Annotated in this window: 18 protein-coding genes; 14 read left to right on the top strand and 4 right to left on the bottom strand. The window is 67.3% G+C overall.

All coding sequences use genetic code 11. The features are described 5' to 3' along the window. Nucleotides 1–70: 70 nt before the first annotated feature. The 8 genes from DKG74_RS03485 (at nucleotide 71) to DKG74_RS03450 (ending at nucleotide 6,687) form a co-directional block, all read left to right on the top strand. The gene (locus tag DKG74_RS03485; protein WP_109902707.1) at nucleotides 71–304 is read left to right on the top strand and encodes a twin-arginine translocase TatA/TatE family subunit; all 234 of its coding nucleotides are present in this window, start codon (nucleotides 71–73) and stop codon (nucleotides 302–304) included. 94 nt (nucleotides 305–398) lie between these two features. Continuing rightward, on the top strand, nucleotides 399–809 hold the full coding sequence (tatB, locus tag DKG74_RS22385) for a Sec-independent protein translocase protein TatB (RefSeq protein WP_109902705.1): 411 nt from the start codon (nucleotides 399–401) through the stop codon (nucleotides 807–809). 1 nt (nucleotide 810) lies between these two features. After that, nucleotides 811–1,650 (top strand): twin-arginine translocase subunit TatC, encoded by an 840-nt coding sequence (gene tatC / locus DKG74_RS03475; RefSeq protein WP_109902703.1) that lies wholly within the window; start codon nucleotides 811–813, stop codon nucleotides 1,648–1,650. A 69-nt stretch (nucleotides 1,651–1,719) separates the two neighbouring features. Next, the gene (gene serS, locus DKG74_RS03470; protein ID WP_109902701.1) at nucleotides 1,720–2,988 is read left to right on the top strand and encodes a serine--tRNA ligase; all 1,269 of its coding nucleotides are present in this window, start codon (nucleotides 1,720–1,722) and stop codon (nucleotides 2,986–2,988) included. After that, entirely contained in the window at nucleotides 2,981–3,784 is an 804-nt protein-coding gene (gene surE, locus DKG74_RS03465; protein ID WP_109902699.1) for a 5'/3'-nucleotidase SurE, read from the top strand. The genes serS and surE overlap by 8 nt, the downstream gene beginning before the upstream one ends. Before the next feature lie 4 nt (nucleotides 3,785–3,788). After that, nucleotides 3,789–4,430 carry a protein-L-isoaspartate(D-aspartate) O-methyltransferase gene (locus tag DKG74_RS03460; RefSeq protein WP_109902697.1) on the top strand — a complete coding sequence of 214 codons (642 nt, stop codon included), beginning with the start codon at nucleotides 3,789–3,791 and terminating at the stop codon, nucleotides 4,428–4,430. A gap of 31 nt (nucleotides 4,431–4,461) precedes the next feature. Then, entirely contained in the window at nucleotides 4,462–5,778 is a 1,317-nt protein-coding gene (locus DKG74_RS03455) for a LysM peptidoglycan-binding domain-containing M23 family metallopeptidase (RefSeq protein WP_165837507.1), read from the top strand. 285 nt (nucleotides 5,779–6,063) lie between these two features. Then, on the top strand, nucleotides 6,064–6,687 hold the full coding sequence (locus tag DKG74_RS03450; protein WP_109902693.1) for a nucleotidyl cyclase domain-containing protein: 624 nt from the start codon (nucleotides 6,064–6,066) through the stop codon (nucleotides 6,685–6,687). Between the two features lie 15 nt (nucleotides 6,688–6,702). On the opposite strand, the gene DKG74_RS03445 is transcribed toward DKG74_RS03450, so the two are convergent. Then, complete coding sequence (locus DKG74_RS03445; protein WP_109902691.1) at nucleotides 6,703–7,563, bottom strand: ATP-binding protein; 861 nt, start codon at nucleotides 7,561–7,563, stop codon at nucleotides 6,703–6,705. Nucleotides 7,564–7,673: 110 nt separating this feature from the next. Between DKG74_RS03445 and yajC the strand changes: the two genes are divergently transcribed. From yajC to DKG74_RS03425, 4 genes are all read left to right on the top strand, one after another. After that, nucleotides 7,674–8,033 carry a preprotein translocase subunit YajC gene (gene yajC, locus DKG74_RS03440; RefSeq protein ID WP_243404011.1) on the top strand — a complete coding sequence of 120 codons (360 nt, stop codon included), beginning with the start codon at nucleotides 7,674–7,676 and terminating at the stop codon, nucleotides 8,031–8,033. Nucleotides 8,034–8,126: 93 nt separating this feature from the next. Next, nucleotides 8,127–10,706: a protein translocase subunit SecD gene (gene secD / locus DKG74_RS03435; RefSeq protein ID WP_109902689.1), complete on the top strand. Its 2,580-nt coding sequence runs from the start codon at nucleotides 8,127–8,129 to the stop codon at nucleotides 10,704–10,706. A gap of 4 nt (nucleotides 10,707–10,710) precedes the next feature. After that, the gene (locus DKG74_RS03430; RefSeq protein ID WP_109902687.1) at nucleotides 10,711–11,088 is read left to right on the top strand and encodes an Mth938-like domain-containing protein; all 378 of its coding nucleotides are present in this window, start codon (nucleotides 10,711–10,713) and stop codon (nucleotides 11,086–11,088) included. After that, nucleotides 11,089–11,916: a phytoene/squalene synthase family protein gene (locus DKG74_RS03425; protein ID WP_109902685.1), complete on the top strand. Its 828-nt coding sequence runs from the start codon at nucleotides 11,089–11,091 to the stop codon at nucleotides 11,914–11,916. Between the two features lie 7 nt (nucleotides 11,917–11,923). On the opposite strand, the gene DKG74_RS03420 is transcribed toward DKG74_RS03425, so the two are convergent. After that, nucleotides 11,924–12,604: a hypothetical protein gene (locus tag DKG74_RS03420; protein WP_109902683.1), complete on the bottom strand. Its 681-nt coding sequence runs from the start codon at nucleotides 12,602–12,604 to the stop codon at nucleotides 11,924–11,926. A 96-nt stretch (nucleotides 12,605–12,700) separates the two neighbouring features. Here DKG74_RS03420 and DKG74_RS03415 point away from each other — a divergent pair, with 96 nt between their 5' ends. Beyond that, entirely contained in the window at nucleotides 12,701–13,252 is a 552-nt protein-coding gene (locus tag DKG74_RS03415; protein ID WP_109902681.1) for a TRAP transporter small permease subunit, read from the top strand. Continuing rightward, nucleotides 13,249–14,742, top strand: a complete 1,494-nt coding sequence (locus DKG74_RS03410) for a TRAP transporter large permease (protein WP_109902679.1) — start codon at nucleotides 13,249–13,251, stop codon at nucleotides 14,740–14,742. Before DKG74_RS03415 ends, DKG74_RS03410 begins: the two co-directional genes overlap by 4 nt. Nucleotides 14,743–14,748: 6 nt before the next feature. Here the strand turns inward: DKG74_RS03410 and DKG74_RS03405 are convergent, their stop codons facing one another. Together DKG74_RS03405 and DKG74_RS03400 are read right to left on the bottom strand one after the other, a co-directional pair. Further along, nucleotides 14,749–15,861, bottom strand: a complete 1,113-nt coding sequence (locus DKG74_RS03405) for a TRAP transporter substrate-binding protein (protein WP_109902677.1) — start codon at nucleotides 15,859–15,861, stop codon at nucleotides 14,749–14,751. Nucleotides 15,862–15,895: 34 nt separating this feature from the next. After that, entirely contained in the window at nucleotides 15,896–16,636 is a 741-nt protein-coding gene (locus DKG74_RS03400) for an arginyltransferase (RefSeq protein WP_109902675.1), read from the bottom strand. Nucleotides 16,637–16,883 lie beyond the last annotated feature (247 nt).

Raw genomic sequence — 16,883 nt, 5'->3', positions numbered from 1 at the left:
TTGCCTCTTCAATGCCCTTGGGGCAATATCCGGCCTCGCTGGGCCATGGTTTATAGAAGGAGAATTGGCGATGGGTGCGATGAGCTTGTGGCATTGGCTGATCGTCATCGCCCTGGTCGTTCTGTTGTTCGGCGGCCGCGGCAAGATTTCCGAGCTGATGGGCGATGTGGCCAAGGGTGTGAAGAGCTTCAAGAAGGGCATGGCGGACGAACCGACGCCGCCGGCCCCGGGTGATTCCGCGCGCCAGGTGACGATCGACGCCACGGCCGAGAAGGCGAAGAGCCAGGACGCTCAGAAGGTCTGATCGGGACCGGTTTCTTTCTCGTAAGGGGCTTGCAGGGCCGCTCCCTGCAGGCGTAACCGCTTGCAGGGCCGCGCCCTGCCGTGGAGACAGGCGCATGTTCGATCTCGCGTGGTCCGAGATCCTCCTCGTCGGTATCGTCGCGCTTCTGGTGGTCGGTCCCAAGGAATTGCCGGATCTGCTCCGCACGGTCGGGCGCTGGGTGCGCAAGGCGCGCTCGATGGCGTCCAACTTCCAGTCGACTTTCGACCAGATGATGCGCGACGAGGAAATGGCGAAGACGCGCCAGGAACTCGAGCGGGCAATGTCCGGCGATCCGGCGCTGCCCAAGCCGTCCTATGCGTCCAATCCCCGTCCTCAGCCCGAGGAAGAGGAAGACTGGTACGGCGACGAAGTCGCCGATGCCGTCGCCGACGTGACCAAGGACACGGATGCCGCGGCCAAGGCCGCGGAGGCCAAGGCCCCGGCCGAGGCAGAAAAACCGCCGGCAGGCAGCACGGGAGCCTGACATGGCAGCAAGCAAGAAGCAGGACGAAGAGCATATCGAGGCGAGCCGCGCGCCCCTGGTCGAACATCTGACCGAGCTGCGCCGGCGCCTGATGTACAGTGTCGCCGCGCTGATCGTCTGCATGATCGGCTGCTATCTGATCTCCGACCAGATCTATGCTTTCCTGACGAAGCCGCTCTATCAGGCAATGGGGGAATCGGCGGCGACGCGGCGGATGATCTATACCGACCTGACCGAAGCCTTCTTCACCTACATGAAGGTCTCGTTCTTCGGCGGCGCCTTCCTCGCCTTTCCGATCATCGCCAGCCAGATCTACATGTTCGTGGCGCCCGGCCTTTACCGGAACGAACGTGGCGCCTTCCTGCCCTTCCTCGTGGCGACGCCGGTGCTGTTCATCACCGGCGCGGCGATGCTTTATTACCTGATCCTGCCGCTGGCCTGGCATTTCTTCCTGGGCTTCGAGGCCCCCGGCGGCGGCGGCGCCCTGCCGATCGAACTCGAGCCCAAGGTGAACGAATACCTCAGCCTCGTCATGACGCTGATCTTCGCCTTCGGCCTCAGCTTCCAGATGCCGGTGGTGCTGACCCTGCTCGGCCGGGCCGGGATCATCTCGTCGAAGACCCTGTCGACCAAGCGGCGCTATGCCATCGTCGGCGTTTTCGCCTTCGCCGCCGTGGTCACCCCGCCCGACATCATCAGCCAGGTCAGTCTGGCGATCCCCATGCTCTTCCTCTACGAAGGCTCGGTCATCGCCGTCCGCCTGATCGAGCGCAGCCGCGCCAAGCGGGAAGCGGCCGAGGCGGCGGAAGAAGCGGAAGACAGCGAGGCTGCGGCCCCCTGAGTGCTGGACGGACTCGTGCCCTGTTCCCTATAAGGACAGGGCACATCGCCGTTTTCGAGCTTCGCCCCCATGCATGACCTGAAACTGATCCGCGACAATCCGGAAGCCTTCGACGCCAGCCTCGCACGGCGCGGTTTTCCGGCCTCCGCCGCCGCGGTGCTCGACCTCGACCTGAAGCGGCGCGACGCGCAGACGAGGCTGCAGGTGATGCAGGCCCGGCGCAACGATGCCTCGCGCGAAATCGGTCAGGTCAAGAGCAAGGGCGGCGACGCCTCGGCGCTGATGGCCGAGATCGCGACCCTGAAATCGGACATCCAGGCGGCGGACGAGGCGGACAAGGCCCTGGCCGCCGAGATGGAAGCCCTGCTTTCGACCATACCCAACCTGCCGGCGCCCGAAGTGCCCGAGGGCGGGGAGGAGGCGAACACCGAAATCCGCCGCTGGGGCACGCCCCGCCTCGCCGAAGGCGCCGCCCATTACGAATTGGGCGAAGGCCTCGGCCTGATGGATTTCGAGGCGGCGGCCCGCATGTCGGGCGCACGCTTCGTCGTGCTCAAGGGCGCGCTGGCCCGGTTGGAGCGCGCGCTCGGCCAGTTCATGCTGGACCTGCACACGACCGAGAACGGCTATATGGAAGTGGCGCCGCCGGTTCTCGTCCGCGATCAGGCGGTCTATGGCACCGGCCAGCTGCCCAAGTTCGCCGAAGACCTGTTCCGCACCACCAACGGCTTCTGGCTGGTGCCGACGGCGGAAGTGCCGCTGACCAATCTGGTCCGCGAACAGATCCTGGACGATGCCGATCTGCCCCTGCGCATGACCGCGCTCACCCCCTGCTTCCGGTCGGAAGCGGGCGCGGCCGGGCGCGACACTCGCGGCATGATCCGCCAGCACCAGTTCGCCAAGGTCGAGCTGGTCTCGATCACCACCCCCGAACAGTCGGCGGCCGAGCACGAGCGCATGACCGCCTGCGCCGAAGAGGTGCTGAAGCGCCTCGACCTGCCGTATCGCGTGCTGCTGCTGGCGGCGGGCGACATGGGCTTCGGCGCGACCAAGACCTATGACCTCGAGGTCTGGCTGCCGGGACAGAAGACCTATCGCGAAATCTCCTCCTGCTCGAACTGCGGCGACTTCCAGGCGCGGCGGATGCAGGCGCGGGCCAAGGCCCCGGGGGCGAAGAACGCGCGCCCGGTGCATACGCTGAACGGCTCGGGCCTCGCGGTCGGCCGGACGCTGGTCGCCGTCCTCGAGAATTACGCGCAGGCCGACGGCTCGATCGCGGTGCCCACCGTGCTGCAGCCCTACATGGGTGGCCTCCAGACGATCAGCCCCCATGCCTGAGGCCGCCGACAAGCCGCTGCGCATCCTCGTTTCCAACGACGACGGCATTCATGCCCCCGGGCTGAAGGTCTTGATCGCCATCGCCCGCGAACTCAGCAGCGATGTCTGGGTCGTGGCGCCGGAAACCGAACAGTCCGGCGCCTCCCATTCGCTGACGCTGACCGAACCCTTGCGCATCCGCAAGGTGGGGCCGAAACGTTACGCCGTCTCGGGCACGCCGACCGATTGCGTGATGATGGCGATCGACAAGATCATCACCGGACGGAAGCCCGACCTCGTGCTGTCGGGCGTGAACCGGGGCGGCAATATCGGCGAGGACGTGACCTATTCCGGCACGATCGCCGCTGCCATGGAAGGCACCATGCTGGGCGTGCCCTCCATCGCCTTCAGTCAGGTCATCGGCTTCGACCGGACAAAGCCGATCCAGTGGGCCTGCGCCGCCGCCCATGGCGCCGCCGTTGCTCGCAAGCTGATCGAGACCGGCTGGCCGCGCGACGTGCTGATCAATGTGAATTTCCCGCCGGTGGCGCCGGACGAGGTGACCGGGGTCCGGGTCAGCCATCAGGGCCGGCGCGGTGTCGGCAACCTCTTCGTCGACGAACGGGTCGATGCGCGGGGCAATGAATATTACTGGCTCGGCTATCGCCGCAGTCCCGAGCCGCCGGAGCCGGATTCGGACATCGAATCGGTCTATGCCGGGGCGATCTCGGTCACCGCGCTGCATCTCGACCTGACCCATTACGATACCCAGGCCAGCCTGCGCCGGGCCTTTTCCGGCCTGAATCTGAACGACTGACGCCATGGGGACCGACACCGAAAAGGCCAGCCTGGTCCTCAGCCTCCGCCAGCAGGGCATCGTCGACCTGCGCGTGCTCGGCGCCATCGAGGCGATCCCGCGCGAGCGTTTCGTGCCGCCCGCGCTCGCCCACAAGGCCTATGAGGACACGGCCCTGCCCATCGCCGGCGGCCAGACCATCAGCCAGCCCTTCATCGTCGCCTATATGACCCAGATGCTGGATGTCGGCGCCCGCCACCGGGTGCTGGAGATCGGCACTGGCTCCGGCTATCAGGCGGCGGTGCTCGCCAAATTGTGCCGCCGGGTCTACACGGTCGAGCGGCGGCGCAACCTGATGCGCCATGCCGAACGCTTGCTGAGCGATATCCATATCCACAATGTGGTGACGCGGCTGGGTGACGGGGCCAAGGGCTGGCCCGAACAGGCGCCTTTCGAGCGGATCATGGTGACGGCGGCGGCGCCTTCCGTGCCGCAGGCGCTGATCGACCAGCTGGCCGAGGGCGGGGTGATGATCCTGCCGGTCGGCCCGGTGCATGGCGATCAGGAAATCTGGCGCGTGCGCCGTCAGGGGGCGGAAGCCCTCTATGAAAAACTCATGCCCGTGCGTTTCGTGCCCCTCGTCGAAGGCGTCCTGCGGGACGATTGACGCGGCACATCGGCGAACCGAGACTGCGACCATGGTTCGGAGCGGCCCTTATCCCGTGATTCGGCTGGCGGCGTGGCTTGCCGGCACGCTGCTGCTGGCGTCCTGCGGCGGCCGGACGGAGCTTGCGCCGGTCGAATATGTCGGTGGTGGTTCTCCTTCGTCTTCTTCGACCGGGACGATCACCGGTGGCGGCAGCGACGGCCCCATGCCGGAAATCGAGGCGGCCCCCCTCGCGCCGGTCAGCCGGGGCGGCGGCATTACCGCGACCCCCCTCGACAGTCCGGCGGCGACACCGGTCGAAACCGCGCCGGTCGAGACCCCGGCACCCGCCATTTCGCCCGGCGCCGAAGCCGCGCCCGCCGGCACGACCACTGTCGCCCCGGGCGAGACCCTGAGCGCGGTCGCCCGGCGCACCGGCGTGCCCATGCGCGACCTGATCCTGGCCAACAATCTTGCGGCGCCCTTCACGGTGCAGCCGGGCCAGGTGCTGCAGCTGCCGCAGGTGCGCTATCACACCGTGGTGGCGGGCGACACGGTCTACAACATCAGCCGGCGCTATGGTGTCGATCAGGCCAGCCTGATGGCGGAAAACGGCATCTCGCCGCCCTTCACTGTGAAGCTGGGCCAGAAGTTGCGCATTCCGGGGCAGGTGCAGGCGCCGGCCCCAACCACGACCCCAACTCCGGCCTCGACCGTGGCGGCGCCGGTTGCCGTCCCGGCCGCGGCCGAGCCCGTGGAAAACCCCGCGCCGGTCCCCGAAATCATCGAACCCGATCCCGACAGCCTGCCGCCGCCGAAGCCGGCGGCCGACGCGGCGACAGCGCCCGCGCTCGCCATGACGGAAGTGCCGCAACCCGCGCGCAAGCCGGTGCCCCCCCCGGTCGCGGCGCCGACGGCGGCTGCGGCGGCCACCGTGCCGGCCCGGCCGGGGTCCGCGTCGAGCGAGGCGCCATCGGCGGGTGACATGCGGTTTGTCTGGCCTGTCGCCGGGGACGTCATCTCCGAGTTCGGCGCCAAGCCCGGCGGCCAGCACAATGACGGCATCAATATCCAGGCTGCGCAGGGCACCACCGTCCGGGCGGCTGAATCGGGCGTCGTCGCCTATGCCGGCAATGAAATCCGCGGGTTCGGCAATCTCGTGCTGATCCGCCATGCCGGCGGCTGGATGACCGCCTATGCCCACAATGCGACCCTCCTGGTGAAGCAGGGCGACAAGGTGGTGCGCGGCCAGCAGATTGCCCGTGTCGGCCATACCGGCAATGTCACCGTGCCCCAGCTGCATTTCGAGGTGCGCAAGGGCCGGACCCCGGTCGATCCCCTGAAATATCTCGACGGCAACGCCGGCTGAGCGTCGACCGCGACGAGGCGCGCGCGGGCTGCAGACTGCCGTCGATTGCAGTCACCAAATTGTCATAAACCTAAAATATTTTAATAATTCCAACAAGCGTTCGTGAAATTTTCCCCGTATCCTTCATGTGGGATTAGGGCAGGGCTTTCCGACGTTAGTCGGATGGCGAGTGGTTTCATTTGCTCCAAGCTTCTCCAAATAGACAGCGGAATGGAAACATCCCTGAGGGCGGATAGGGGCGGCAGCAATGCAGTCCTGCGCCTGTCCCAAAAAACTGGAGGCCCGATGGCACATTCTTCACTTTATGGAACCAAGACGTCAGGCAATTCCGAACGCGATACGTTTGGAGAGCTTGAGCATCTGATCGACATCTTCCTCGATCGCTTCGGCGACTTGTCCGTCGTCGCCATCGACCTCGGCACCGAGGCGAAGGCGACGAACAATCTGCGCCGGGGCGGCTATGAGGGGCTGAGCGCTTTCCTTGCGCGGGCCGATGTCGTCGGGCGCCTCCGCAGCGGCACGCTGGCGGCGATCATGATCGGCTACGCTTCGGAAACCGCCCGCTGGGAAGCGGAGAAGATCTGGCGGCTGGCGCCGGAAAGCGGCCCCAACCTGCCGCGGGTCACCCTGGGGATCGCCCAGTATGAATTCGGCGATACGGTGGAGGCCCTGGTGGCGCGGGCCGAAAAGGCCATGTGTTATGGCCGCCGTCGCGGCGCCGACAAGGCGGTCGAGGTGAACCGCTCGGGCCACATGGTGATCAGCGATTTTCACGGTCAGGCCGCGGCCCCGGCGGCGGTCGCAGGCACCACGCAGGCTGCGGTCGAATGGAACAAGACCGAGGAAGCCGCGCAGGTCCGGGCGGTGATCGAGAGGGCCGCGAAGCGGCTGGAAAATCCGCTGGAATAACGCGGTGTCCGCCCGTCAGGGGGGCAGGGGCTGGCCCAGCCGTCCGGCGAGGTCCTGAATAAACTGCCAGGCGACGCGCCCGGACCGGCTGCCGCGCGTCATTTGCCACTCGATCGCCTCGGCGCGCAGGTCATCCGGTGTGATCTTTAGGTTGAAGTGGCGGGCGTAACCCTCGACCATGGCGAAATAATTGTCCTGGTCGCAGGCATGGAAGCCGAGCCACAGGCCGAACCGGTCGGACAGGGAAACCTTCTCCTCCACCGCCTCGCCCGGATTGATCGCGGTCGAGCGTTCGTTCTCGATCATGTCGCGGGACAGAAGGTGGCGGCGGTTCGAGGTCGCATAGAACAGGACGTTGCGCGGCCTGCCCTCGACCCCGCCGTCGAGCACGGCTTTCAGCGACTTGTAGCTGGCATCCTGACCGTCGAACGACAGGTCGTCGCAGAACAGCAGGAAGCGCCGCTCGACCCCACGCAGGCGGCGCAGCAGCTCGGGCAGGCTGTGCAGATCCTCGCGCGACAGCTCGACGAGGGCGAGCCGGCCTTCGACCTCGGCCGAGACCGCGCCGTGGATCGCCTTGACCAGCGAGCTTTTGCCCATGCCGCGTGCGCCCCACAGCAGGGCATTGTTGGCGGACAGGCCGGCGGCGAACTGGCGCGTATTGGCCAGCAGCAGGTCGCGCACGCGGTCGACCCCCTGCAACAGGGCGAGGGGCACCCGGGAAATCTCGGCGACGCCCTGCAGGCGGGGTGGATCGGTCTGCCAGACATAGGCATCGAAGGCCGAAGGGTCCGCGCTGGGCATGGGGCGCGGGGCGAGGCGCTCCAGGCTGTCGGCGATGCGGGCGAGCAGGGGGGCGAGGGCAGTATCGGTCATGACGGCGGGGACGTTAACACATTGGCCGGCCCCGAACAGCGCCCGCGATTTGCATTCGCAGGCTCAACCGGTATAGTCCGCCCGTTTCGAACCGTGCAGAGATGGTGTCCATGTCGTCCTTGTTGATTTCTTCGGCCTATGCCCAGACGGCCGCGGGCGGCCCCGGTGCCGGCGGCACGGAAATGCTCCTCCAGTTCGCGCCGATGGTGCTCATCCTGGTGGTGTTCTATTTCCTGATGATCCGTCCGCAGCAGAAGCGGGCCAAGGAACACCGCGCCCTGCTGGCGGCGGTGCGCCGTGGCGATACCGTCGTCACCAACGCGGGCATCATCGGCAAGGTCGCCAAGGTGCAGGAAGGCGAAATCCTGCTCGAGGTCGCGGAAGGCGTGCGCATCCGCATCCTGAAGAGCACCGTCGCCGAAGTCCGCACCAAGGGCCAGCCGGTCGCCGACGACGAAAAGTCGGCGTAAGGCGGCCTTCACATCCTTTTCGTCTCCCCGTGGGCCCGGCCCGCGGGGCGATGTCTTTTCGGCTCTCCCCGTCGACAGATCGAGCGGCACAAGATGATCCAGTATTCCCGTTGGAAGATCATGCTCTACATGGCGATTGTCGCCCTGGGCGTGATATTCGCCGCGCCGAACCTGTTCAGCCGTGCCTCGCTCGAAGGCCTGCCGGGCTGGGTGCCGCAGAAGCAGCTCAACCTCGGCCTCGACTTGCGCGGCGGCTCGCACCTCCTGCTCGAGGTCGATGTCGGCGCGGTGGTCAAGGAGCGGCTGGACACGCTGGTCGATTCCACCCGTAACGCCCTCGTCGGCGCCGGCATCCGCTACACGGGCCTCGGCGTCTCGGGCCAGAGCGTGACCGTCACCGTGACGGACAACGCCAGGCTCGACGATGCCCGCCAGCTGCTGCGCGATCTGGCGACTCCGGTAGGCGGCGGCGTGCTCGGCGGCGGCGTGCCCGACATCGACGTGAGCCAGTCCGACGGCAAGTTTACCCTGACCCTGAGTCCCGCCGGCATTCAGGAGCGCACGACGGGCGCGATCAGCCAGAGCCTGGAGATCGTCCGCCGCCGTATTGACGCCGCCGGCACCGCGGAAGCCACGGTGGCGCGCCAGGGCGCCGATCAGATCCTGATCCAGCTGCCCGGCGAGCAGAATCCCGAGCGGATCAAGAAATTGCTGGGCCAGACCGCGAAGATGACCTTCCGCCTGGTCGAGAATGTCAGCGACGCCGAACTGAAGGCCGGCCGCGCCCCCGCGGGCACCGAAATCATCGAGGGCGAACCCCAGCCGGGCAGCTCCACGCCCGAGCTGATCGCCGTGCGCAAGAAGGTGCTGCTGACCGGCGAAATGCTGGTCGACGCCCGCGCCCAGGCGGATCCGCAGTCCGGCCAGTGGGTGGTCAGTTTCCGGTTCGACGCTGAAGGCTCCAAGCGCTTCGCCGCCGTGACCAAGGAAAATGTCGGCCGCCGCTTTGCCATCGTGCTCGACGGCAAGGCGATCTCGGCGCCGGTGATCCGCGAGGCGATCCTCGGCGGTTCGGGCCAGATCAGTGGCAATTTCAACGTCCAGAGCGCCAACGACCTTTCGGTCCTGTTGCGCGCCGGCGCCCTGCCGGCGCCCCTGACCGTGATCGAGGAGCGGACGGTCGGCCCAGACCTCGGCTCCGACGCGATCGCCGCCGGGCAGATTTCCGGCCTGATCGGCACCGCCCTCGTCATCATCTTCATGGTGCTGTTCTATTCGGTGACCGGTGTCATCGCCGTGGTCGCGCTGATCGCCAACATCGTGTTGACCATCGCCCTGCTGACCCTGATGGGCGCGACCCTGACCCTGCCGGGCATCGCCGGTCTCGTGCTGTCGGTCGGCATCGCGGTCGACGCCAACGTGCTGATCAACGAACGCATCCGGGAAGAGACGCTATTGGGCCGAAGTGCCATGGCGGCGCTGCATCAGGGTTTCGACCGTGCCTATGCCACGATCATCGACAGCCATCTGACCGCGCTCTTCGCCGTCGCCACCCTGTTCTTCTTCGGTGAGGGTCCGGTGCGCGGCTTCGCCATCGCGATGGGCATCGGCATCATCCTGTCGCTGTTCACCGCGGTCGCGCTGGTGCGCGTGCTGATGGTCTATTGGGTGAAGTGGGGCAAGAAGAAGATCCTCGACATCCACGCCCTGTTCGGCGCGCGCAAGATCATCCCCGAGAACACGTCGATCCGCTTCATGCGCGGGCGCTTCATCGGCATCGCCACCTCGGCCGTGCTCTCGACCGCCTCGATCGTGCTGTTCTTCTTCCCGGGCCTTCATTACGGCATCGACTTCGCCGGCGGCATCGTCGTCGAGGTGCGGACGGAAGGCCCGGCCGATCTCGCGAAGATGCGCTCCGGCCTCGATGCCCTGCAGCTCGGCGAAGTCTCGCTGCAGGAATTCGGCGGCCCGTCCGACGTCCTGCTGCGCCTGCCGCGTCAGGATGGCGGGGAGCAGGCGCAGGGCGCCGCCGTCGAACAGGTCCGCGCCAAGCTGGCGGAAATCGCGCCGGGCGCCAACCTGCGCCGGGTCGAGGTCGTCGGTCCCCGGGTGTCGGAGCAGCTGGTGAGCAGCGGCGTGCTTGCCGTCGTGCTGTCGTTCGGCGCCATGCTGATCTACATCTGGTGGCGGTTCGAATGGCAGTTCGCGGTCGGCGCCGTGCTGACCCTGATCCTCGACATCACCAAGACCGTGGGCTTCTTCGCGGTGACGGGCATCGAGTTCAATCTGACGGCGATCGCGGCCCTGTTGACCCTCATCGGCTATTCGATGAACGACAAGGTCGTGGTCTATGACCGGATGCGCGAGAACCTGCGCAAATACAAGACGATGCCGCTGCGCGAGCTGATCGACCTGTCGATCAATTCGACCCTGACAAGGACCATCTTCACATCGGTCACCACCTTCCTCGCCATGGCGCCCATGGCGGTGTTCGGCGGCTCGGCGGTGTCGGGCTTTGCCCAGGTGATCCTGTTCGGCGTTGTCGTTGGCACCTCGTCGTCGATCTTCATCGCCGCGCCGATCCTGCTGTTCCTCGGCGAAGGCAAGCTGCGCCGGGGCTCGCCCGCGGCCGCGGCCGCCAATCCGGGCGCGCAGGCGCCGCAGAAGGGCTGAGGCCATGCCGCCGCTGCGGGAACTCGACCAGGCCGAGCGTCGCATCGAACGCTATGGCGCGGGCGGTTTCCGCATCAGCGGCATGTCCCACGAGGGCGGCGTGCTGGTGACCAGCGGGCGTGTCGCCCCCTGGTCGGTCGCGGCGCTGGACGCGCTCGACGCCGCGGCCATGGCGCCGCTGATCGCACGGCGCGACGACTACGAGTTCGTCCTGATCGGATGCGGGGCACAGTTCGGCCTGCTGCCCAAGGCGGCGAAACAGGCCCTGCGCGATGCCGGCATCCGTTTCGACGTAATGGACACGGGCGCGGCCTGCCGGACCTATAACGTGCTGGTCGCCGAAGGCCGGCGGGTGGCGGCGGCCCTGCTGCCGGTGCCCTGAGTGACCTCGCTCGCCGCTTTCGTCCGGGCGCATGACCCTGACCGTTTCCTGACCGCCCTGTTTGCCCCGCCGGAGCGGCGCGAGGCGCTCTTCGCGCTCTACGCCTTCAATTTCGAGGTCGCGCGGGTTCGCGAGATCGTCTCCGACGCCATGATCGGCCAGATCCGCCTGCAATGGTGGCGCGATGCCCTGACCGAGATTGCCGAGGGGCGTTCGCCCCGCGCCCACGAAGTGGTCACCCCTTTGGCCGAGGCGATCCGGACCCATGATCTGCCCCTCGCCACCTTCGAGCGCCTGATCGACGCGCGGGAACTCGATCTCGACGACCAGCCGCCGCCCAGCCTCGCCTCGCTCTCGACCTATCTCGACGGGGCTTCGGGTGCCTTGATCGAACTCGCCCTTGGCGTGCTCGGCACCGGGGCGGCGGGACGGCAGGCGGCCCATGCCGCTGGTATCGGCTATGGCCTGACCGGCTTGCTGCGGGCGCTGCCCTTCCATGCCGGGGCCAACCGGATCTATCTGCCCGCCGACCTGACGGCGCGCCACGGCGTTGAGACCGACGAGATCGCGGCCGGCAAGTCCGGCCTTCCCTTGCGCGCGCTGGTGGCTGAGCTGGCCGGCCATGCGGCGGAGCATCTGAAGGCGGCGCGCCTTGCCGCGCGTGACCTGCCGAAGACGGCCGTGCCGGCGCTGCTGCCCGTCGTCGTCGCCGAGGGCTGGCTGAAGGCGCTGGACAGGGCCGGGCACGATCCCTTCGCCCTGCCGGCGGAGCGGGGCCTGCCACAGGTCCTGCGCGTCGGCCTCGCCGGCTGGCGCGGCCGGCTGTAGCGCGCCGCTATTCGACGGTGACGGTCTCTTCCGCGACCGTGCCCCAGAAGGCATAGCGCAGGCGATAGCTGCCGATGCCGAGCAGATGGCCGGGGATGGCGATCTGGTCGCGGGTAATCAGGGTCTCGCCCGGCTTCAGGCTCGATTCGGCGACGACCTGGGCGCAGATATCGGCATCCTTGGCCAGCAGCACCTCGCCTCGCGCATCCTGCAATTGCCAGACCGCGACATCGCATGGCGTGGGGGCATTCAGCCGCGCCTCGCGGGTGCCGATGTTGCTCAGTTTGGCTTCGACCGGAAGAATCAGGGGGCCGTCGCTGTGCGGCAGCTTCTTCGGCAGGCGCAGGGACAGGCGTAGCCCGGGCGCGGTCGCGCCGGGCGAAATGGCCGGGGTCGAGGCCGGGGTGACCGTCGGCGGCGGCGGCGTCGCGGCGAGGTCGCCGGGGGCGAGAGGGCGCGCCTCGGGCACGTAGGTGGCAGGCTGGCCCAGCAGGGCCGGCGGCGGGACCGCGCCGACATCCTCGCGGGGGGTGGCCGGCTTCCAGGTCGGTCGCCGGGTCGGCATGACCGGCGGTTGCAGCGGCGCGGCCGTGAGCACGGCGACGCCCGGCGCCGCATCGGGAGATTCGGCGCAGGCGGCGATGGCAAGCAGCGCGACGAGGACAACGGGACGAAGGAGCGGCACCATCCCGACAAGGGACCCTGTCGACCGCCTGCGGTCAAGCGCCTTGTGGGGGGCGTGCCGCTCGGTCAAGATCGCGGGCCTTGGGGGGCAGGGGTAACCATGGCATTGCTGCGCGGTTTCGTCCGCTGGATCGAGCGCCTGAACGAGGCGGTGGGCGGCGTTCTGTCCTATGCGACGCTGGCCTGCGTCGTGATCTGCTTCCTTGTCGCCGTGCTGCGCTATGTCGCCGGGGTCGGTTTCGTCTGGATGCAGGAAGCTTACGTCTGGCTTCATGCCGCGGTCTTCCTCGTCGGCGCCGGCTTTACCTTCAAGGTCGGCGGCCATGTCCGGGTCGATCTGTTCTACCGCCCGGCCTCGGCCCGGCGGCGGGCCTGGATCGACCTCTTCGGCTGCCTGTTCTTTCTGTTTCCCTGGCTCATCGTCGTGACCGGCGCGGCCTGGCGCTTCTTTGCCGCCTCCTATGTCATCGGCGAATCGTCGGGCCAGCCCGGTGGCCTGCCGGCACTCTATGTCCTCAAGTTCATGCTGGTTGCCTTCTGCCTGCTGGTCGGGCTGCAGGGCCTCGCGCTGATGGCCCGTTCCATTCTCGTGCTGCGCGGGGAGGAGGACTTTGCCAGCCGGCTGGAAGGCGAGGGGGAGGTGGCGCGATGACCGGCCACGAGATCGGCGAACTGCTGTCCGTCCTGCTGTTCCTGTCGTCGGTCGTTCTCGTGATGATCGGCTTTCCGGTCGCCTTCACATTGGGCGGCAGTGCCGTGCTCTTCGCCTTCGTCGGCGAAGCCTTCGGCGCCTTCAGTTTCGATCTGTCGAGCCTCGCCGAGCGCTATTTCGGCACCATGACCAACGAGGTGCTGGTCGCCGTGCCGCTCTTCGTCTTCATGGGCGTCGTGCTCGAGCGCTCGGGCATCGCCGAGAGCCTGCTGCTGACCATGGGGCGCCTGTTCGGGCGGATGCGCGGCGGTCTCGGCGTCTCGGTCGTGCTGGTCGGCGCCCTGCTGGCGGCATCGACCGGGATCATCGGCGCGACCGTCGTCACCATGGGGCTGCTCAGCCTGCCGGCGATGATGCGTGCCGGCTACGATCCCAAGCTGGCGACCGGGGTCATCTGCGCCTCGGGCACTCTCGGCCAGATCATTCCGCCCTCGACGGTGCTGATCTTCGTCGGCGACATCCTGCAGGGCGCCAATGCCTCGGCCCAGATGGCCAAGGGCAATTACGCGCCGGACCCGGTCTCGGTCGGGCAATTGTTCGCCGGGGCGGTGGGGCCGGGGCTGCTGCTCGTCCTGCTCTATCTCGGCTTCGTGCTGTTCCGCGCCTGGACGCAGCCCGCATCCGCCCCCGCCCTCCGCGAGGAAACGAGGGCCGGCGCCTCGCTCGCCCGCGATGTCGTCTTCGCGCTGCTGCCGCCGCTCCTTCTCATCCTCGCCGTGCTCGGCTCGATCATGGCGTCGATCGCGACGCCGACCGAATCGGCCTCGGTCGGCGCCATGGGGGCGATGCTGCTGGCCGTCCTGCGGCGGCGCCTCGGCCTTGCCGAGCTGCGCTCGGTCATGCGCTCCACCCTGACCATTTCCTCGATGGTCTTCGTCGTCCTGATGGGGGCTTCGGCCTTCAGTCTGGTGTTCCGGGGGCTTGGCGGCGATCTTCTGGTCGAATCCGTGCTGCGCGACCTGCCGGGCGGGGCCTTCGGGGCGGTGTTCGCGGTGATGGCCGTGATGTTCGTCCTCGGCTTCTTCATCGACACCTTCGAGATCGTCTTCATCGTGCTGCCGATCGCGGGGCCGGTGCTGCTCGGCTTCGACATCAGCCCGATCTGGCTCGGCGTCATGATCGGGGTCAACCTGCAGACCTCGTTCCTGACCCCGCCCTTCGGCTTCGCCCTGTTCTACCTGCGTGGCATCGCGCCGGCGGCGATCCGCACCGCCGACATCTATCGCGGTGTCCTGCCCTTCGTCGGCATTCAGCTGCTGGCCCTGACAATCGTCGCGGCGGCGCCGGTACTGGCGACCTGGCTGCCCGATCAGATCTTCCGGACGGGGCGCGCGACGACGCCCGGCGCCGCCGGGGAGCAATCCCCGGGCGATGCGCTGAAGACCTTCATGAATGACTTCGAGGGCGACCCGGCCGATGCCGGGCAATAGGCCCGTCTATTCGATGTATTTGTAGGCGAGGGCCCGGGCGTTGGCCATCGCCTGCTCCCCGATGCGGGTGTAGGCGCTGGCGGGGCCGCGCGCCTTCAGGAAGGACTCGAAGATCTTCTTGCCGATGGCGTCGGCCTTGTCCCGTTCCTCGGCCAGCACTTCGCCGGACGCCGAACCCATGGCGATCATCAGCTCGTTCGGCACGCGGGCGACCTTGGTGCCCTTGGTGATCAGATTGGCCAGTGCCTCGCCGTTGCGCAGGGCATATTCGGCCCACAGATCGTCATGCGCGGCCTGGGCGGCCACGGCGACGATCATCTGCAGATCCTTGGGCAGCTCGTCATAGAGCTTCTTGTTCACGATCAGCTCGAGGCCGGCGCTCGGCTCCTGGAAGCCGGGGCCGTAGTAATATTCCGCGACCTGGTTGAGGCCGAGCGCCTGATCGTTATAGGGGCCGACCCATTCCGCCGCGTCGACCGTGCCGTTCTGCAGCGCCTGGAAAATCTCGCCCGCCGGCACGGTGACGACGGTGGCGCCCAGGCGCTTGACGACTTCGGCGCCGAGGCCGGCCATGCGCACCTTCAGGCCCTTGTAGTCGTCGGCCGTCTTCAGCTCCTTGCGGTACCAGCCCAGCATCTGGGTGCCGGTATTGCCGGCGAGGAAGGGTTTCAGGCCGAAACCGGCATAAAGCTCGTCCCACAGCTCCTGCCCGCCGCCGAAATGGATCCAGGCCGACAATTCATTGGCGGTCAGGCCGAAGGGCACGGTGGTGAAGAAGGGGGCCTGGCGGTGCTTGCCGATATGGTAGTAGGAGGCGTCGTGGCCCATTTCGGCCTTGCCCTCGGCGACGGCCGAGAAGCATTCGAGCGCCGGCACGATCTCGCCCGCGGCATAGACCTTCACCGTCAGGCGGCCGCCCGACATGTCGGTGATGCGCTGGGCGATCCGCTCGGCCCCGGTGCCGACGCCGGGCAGGCCCTTCGGCCAGGAGGTGACCATCTTCCATTCGCGCTTCTCCTGCGCGATGGCCGGGGCGGGAAAGGCCGCGGCGGCCGCGGCGGCGCCGACGGCGGCCGACGCAAGGAAGCGGCGACGCTTGGCGTCGATGGGACCCTTCATCTTGCGTATTCCCCCCTCGGGTGCCGGCGGCTTGTCACGAATCGCGGTCGGGACTGATTTGTAGAGGTTTCCACCCCTCGGGGCCAAGTCCTTCCAGCGGCTGGTAGCGCGCCTTGTAGTTCATCTTGCGGCAATCCTCGATCCAGTAACCGAGGTAGACGTAGGGCAGTCCCAGCTGGCGCGCGCGTGAAATCTGGCTGAGCACGACCATGGTGCCGAGGGAACGGGCGGCATCGCCCGCGTTGTAGAAACTGTAGACGAGGGACAGGCCGTCACTCAGCCGGTCGATCAGACAGGCGGCGTGCAGTCGGCCGTCGGGATCGCGATATTCGGCGACATGAGTCTCGATCGGGCTGTCCTCGATCATGGCGGCATAATCGAGGGCATCCATCTCGACCATGCCGCCGCCCGGATGCCGGCTTTCGAGATAGGTGCGCAGCAGGGCGAACTGGTCCTCGGTCGCGACGGGCGGGCGTTCGGCCATGACCAGATCGTCGTTCCGGGCCAACACACGGCGAAAACCGCGCGAGGGTGTGAAGCGATCGACCGGCACACGCACCGAGACACAGGCGTTGCAGCCCTCGCAGGCCGGCTTGTAGGCGATGCTCTGACTGCGGCGGAAACCGGCGTTGGTCAGATTATCGTTCAGGCCGGCCGGATCGTCGCCGTTCAGGCGCGTGAACACCTTTCGCTCCAGCCGCCCCGGCAGATAGGGGCAGGGGGCGGGCACGGTCACGAAGAAATAGGGAAATCGAACCGTGGTGTGTTCGGTCAAGGGATCGCGTCTCTTTCGTCCTGCATCCGATGTGCAATTCCATGGCCTTCCGCCGGCCGTGTCAATGGATGTCGGCGATGCCGAAGGCACGGATGTGGGACGGGCGTCGAAAGCCGGGCGATCCGCCTAGGTTCTGTACCCATAAACGGGATTCCCAAAGAAGCGGAGCCGTGATTCAAACTTCCTGATACAAGGGAGTTCGCTCATGGCCCGCTTCGATCTGTCGGACAAGGAATGGTCGATTATA

The organism is Zavarzinia aquatilis, assembly GCF_003173035.1.
In the GTDB taxonomy this organism is placed as follows: domain Bacteria; phylum Pseudomonadota; class Alphaproteobacteria; order Zavarziniales; family Zavarziniaceae; genus Zavarzinia; species Zavarzinia aquatilis.
Note: the sequence above shows the minus strand (reverse complement) of the source record. Positions and strands in the feature narration are given on the sequence as shown.

What these genes read in the sequence shown, in the direction of transcription:
- DKG74_RS03485 (WP_109902707.1), top strand. Translation starts at nt 71, where the DNA reads ATGGGTGCGATGAGCTTGTGGCATTGGCTGATCGTCATCGCCCTGGTC.
- tatB (WP_109902705.1), top strand. Translation starts at nt 399, where the DNA reads ATGTTCGATCTCGCGTGGTCCGAGATCCTCCTCGTCGGTATCGTCGCG.
- tatC (WP_109902703.1), top strand. Translation starts at nt 811, where the DNA reads ATGGCAGCAAGCAAGAAGCAGGACGAAGAGCATATCGAGGCGAGCCGC.
- serS (WP_109902701.1), top strand. Translation starts at nt 1,720, where the DNA reads ATGCATGACCTGAAACTGATCCGCGACAATCCGGAAGCCTTCGACGCC.
- surE (WP_109902699.1), top strand. Translation starts at nt 2,981, where the DNA reads ATGCCTGAGGCCGCCGACAAGCCGCTGCGCATCCTCGTTTCCAACGAC.
- DKG74_RS03460 (WP_109902697.1), top strand. Translation starts at nt 3,789, where the DNA reads ATGGGGACCGACACCGAAAAGGCCAGCCTGGTCCTCAGCCTCCGCCAG.
- DKG74_RS03455 (WP_165837507.1), top strand. Translation starts at nt 4,462, where the DNA reads ATGGTTCGGAGCGGCCCTTATCCCGTGATTCGGCTGGCGGCGTGGCTT.
- DKG74_RS03450 (WP_109902693.1), top strand. Translation starts at nt 6,064, where the DNA reads ATGGCACATTCTTCACTTTATGGAACCAAGACGTCAGGCAATTCCGAA.
- DKG74_RS03445 (WP_109902691.1), bottom strand. Translation starts at nt 7,563, where the DNA reads ATGACCGATACTGCCCTCGCCCCCCTGCTCGCCCGCATCGCCGACAGC.
- yajC (WP_243404011.1), top strand. Translation starts at nt 7,674, where the DNA reads ATGTCGTCCTTGTTGATTTCTTCGGCCTATGCCCAGACGGCCGCGGGC.
- secD (WP_109902689.1), top strand. Translation starts at nt 8,127, where the DNA reads ATGATCCAGTATTCCCGTTGGAAGATCATGCTCTACATGGCGATTGTC.
- DKG74_RS03430 (WP_109902687.1), top strand. Translation starts at nt 10,711, where the DNA reads ATGCCGCCGCTGCGGGAACTCGACCAGGCCGAGCGTCGCATCGAACGC.
- DKG74_RS03420 (WP_109902683.1), bottom strand. Translation starts at nt 12,604, where the DNA reads ATGGTGCCGCTCCTTCGTCCCGTTGTCCTCGTCGCGCTGCTTGCCATC.
- DKG74_RS03415 (WP_109902681.1), top strand. Translation starts at nt 12,701, where the DNA reads ATGGCATTGCTGCGCGGTTTCGTCCGCTGGATCGAGCGCCTGAACGAG.
- DKG74_RS03410 (WP_109902679.1), top strand. Translation starts at nt 13,249, where the DNA reads ATGACCGGCCACGAGATCGGCGAACTGCTGTCCGTCCTGCTGTTCCTG.
- DKG74_RS03405 (WP_109902677.1), bottom strand. Translation starts at nt 15,861, where the DNA reads ATGAAGGGTCCCATCGACGCCAAGCGTCGCCGCTTCCTTGCGTCGGCC.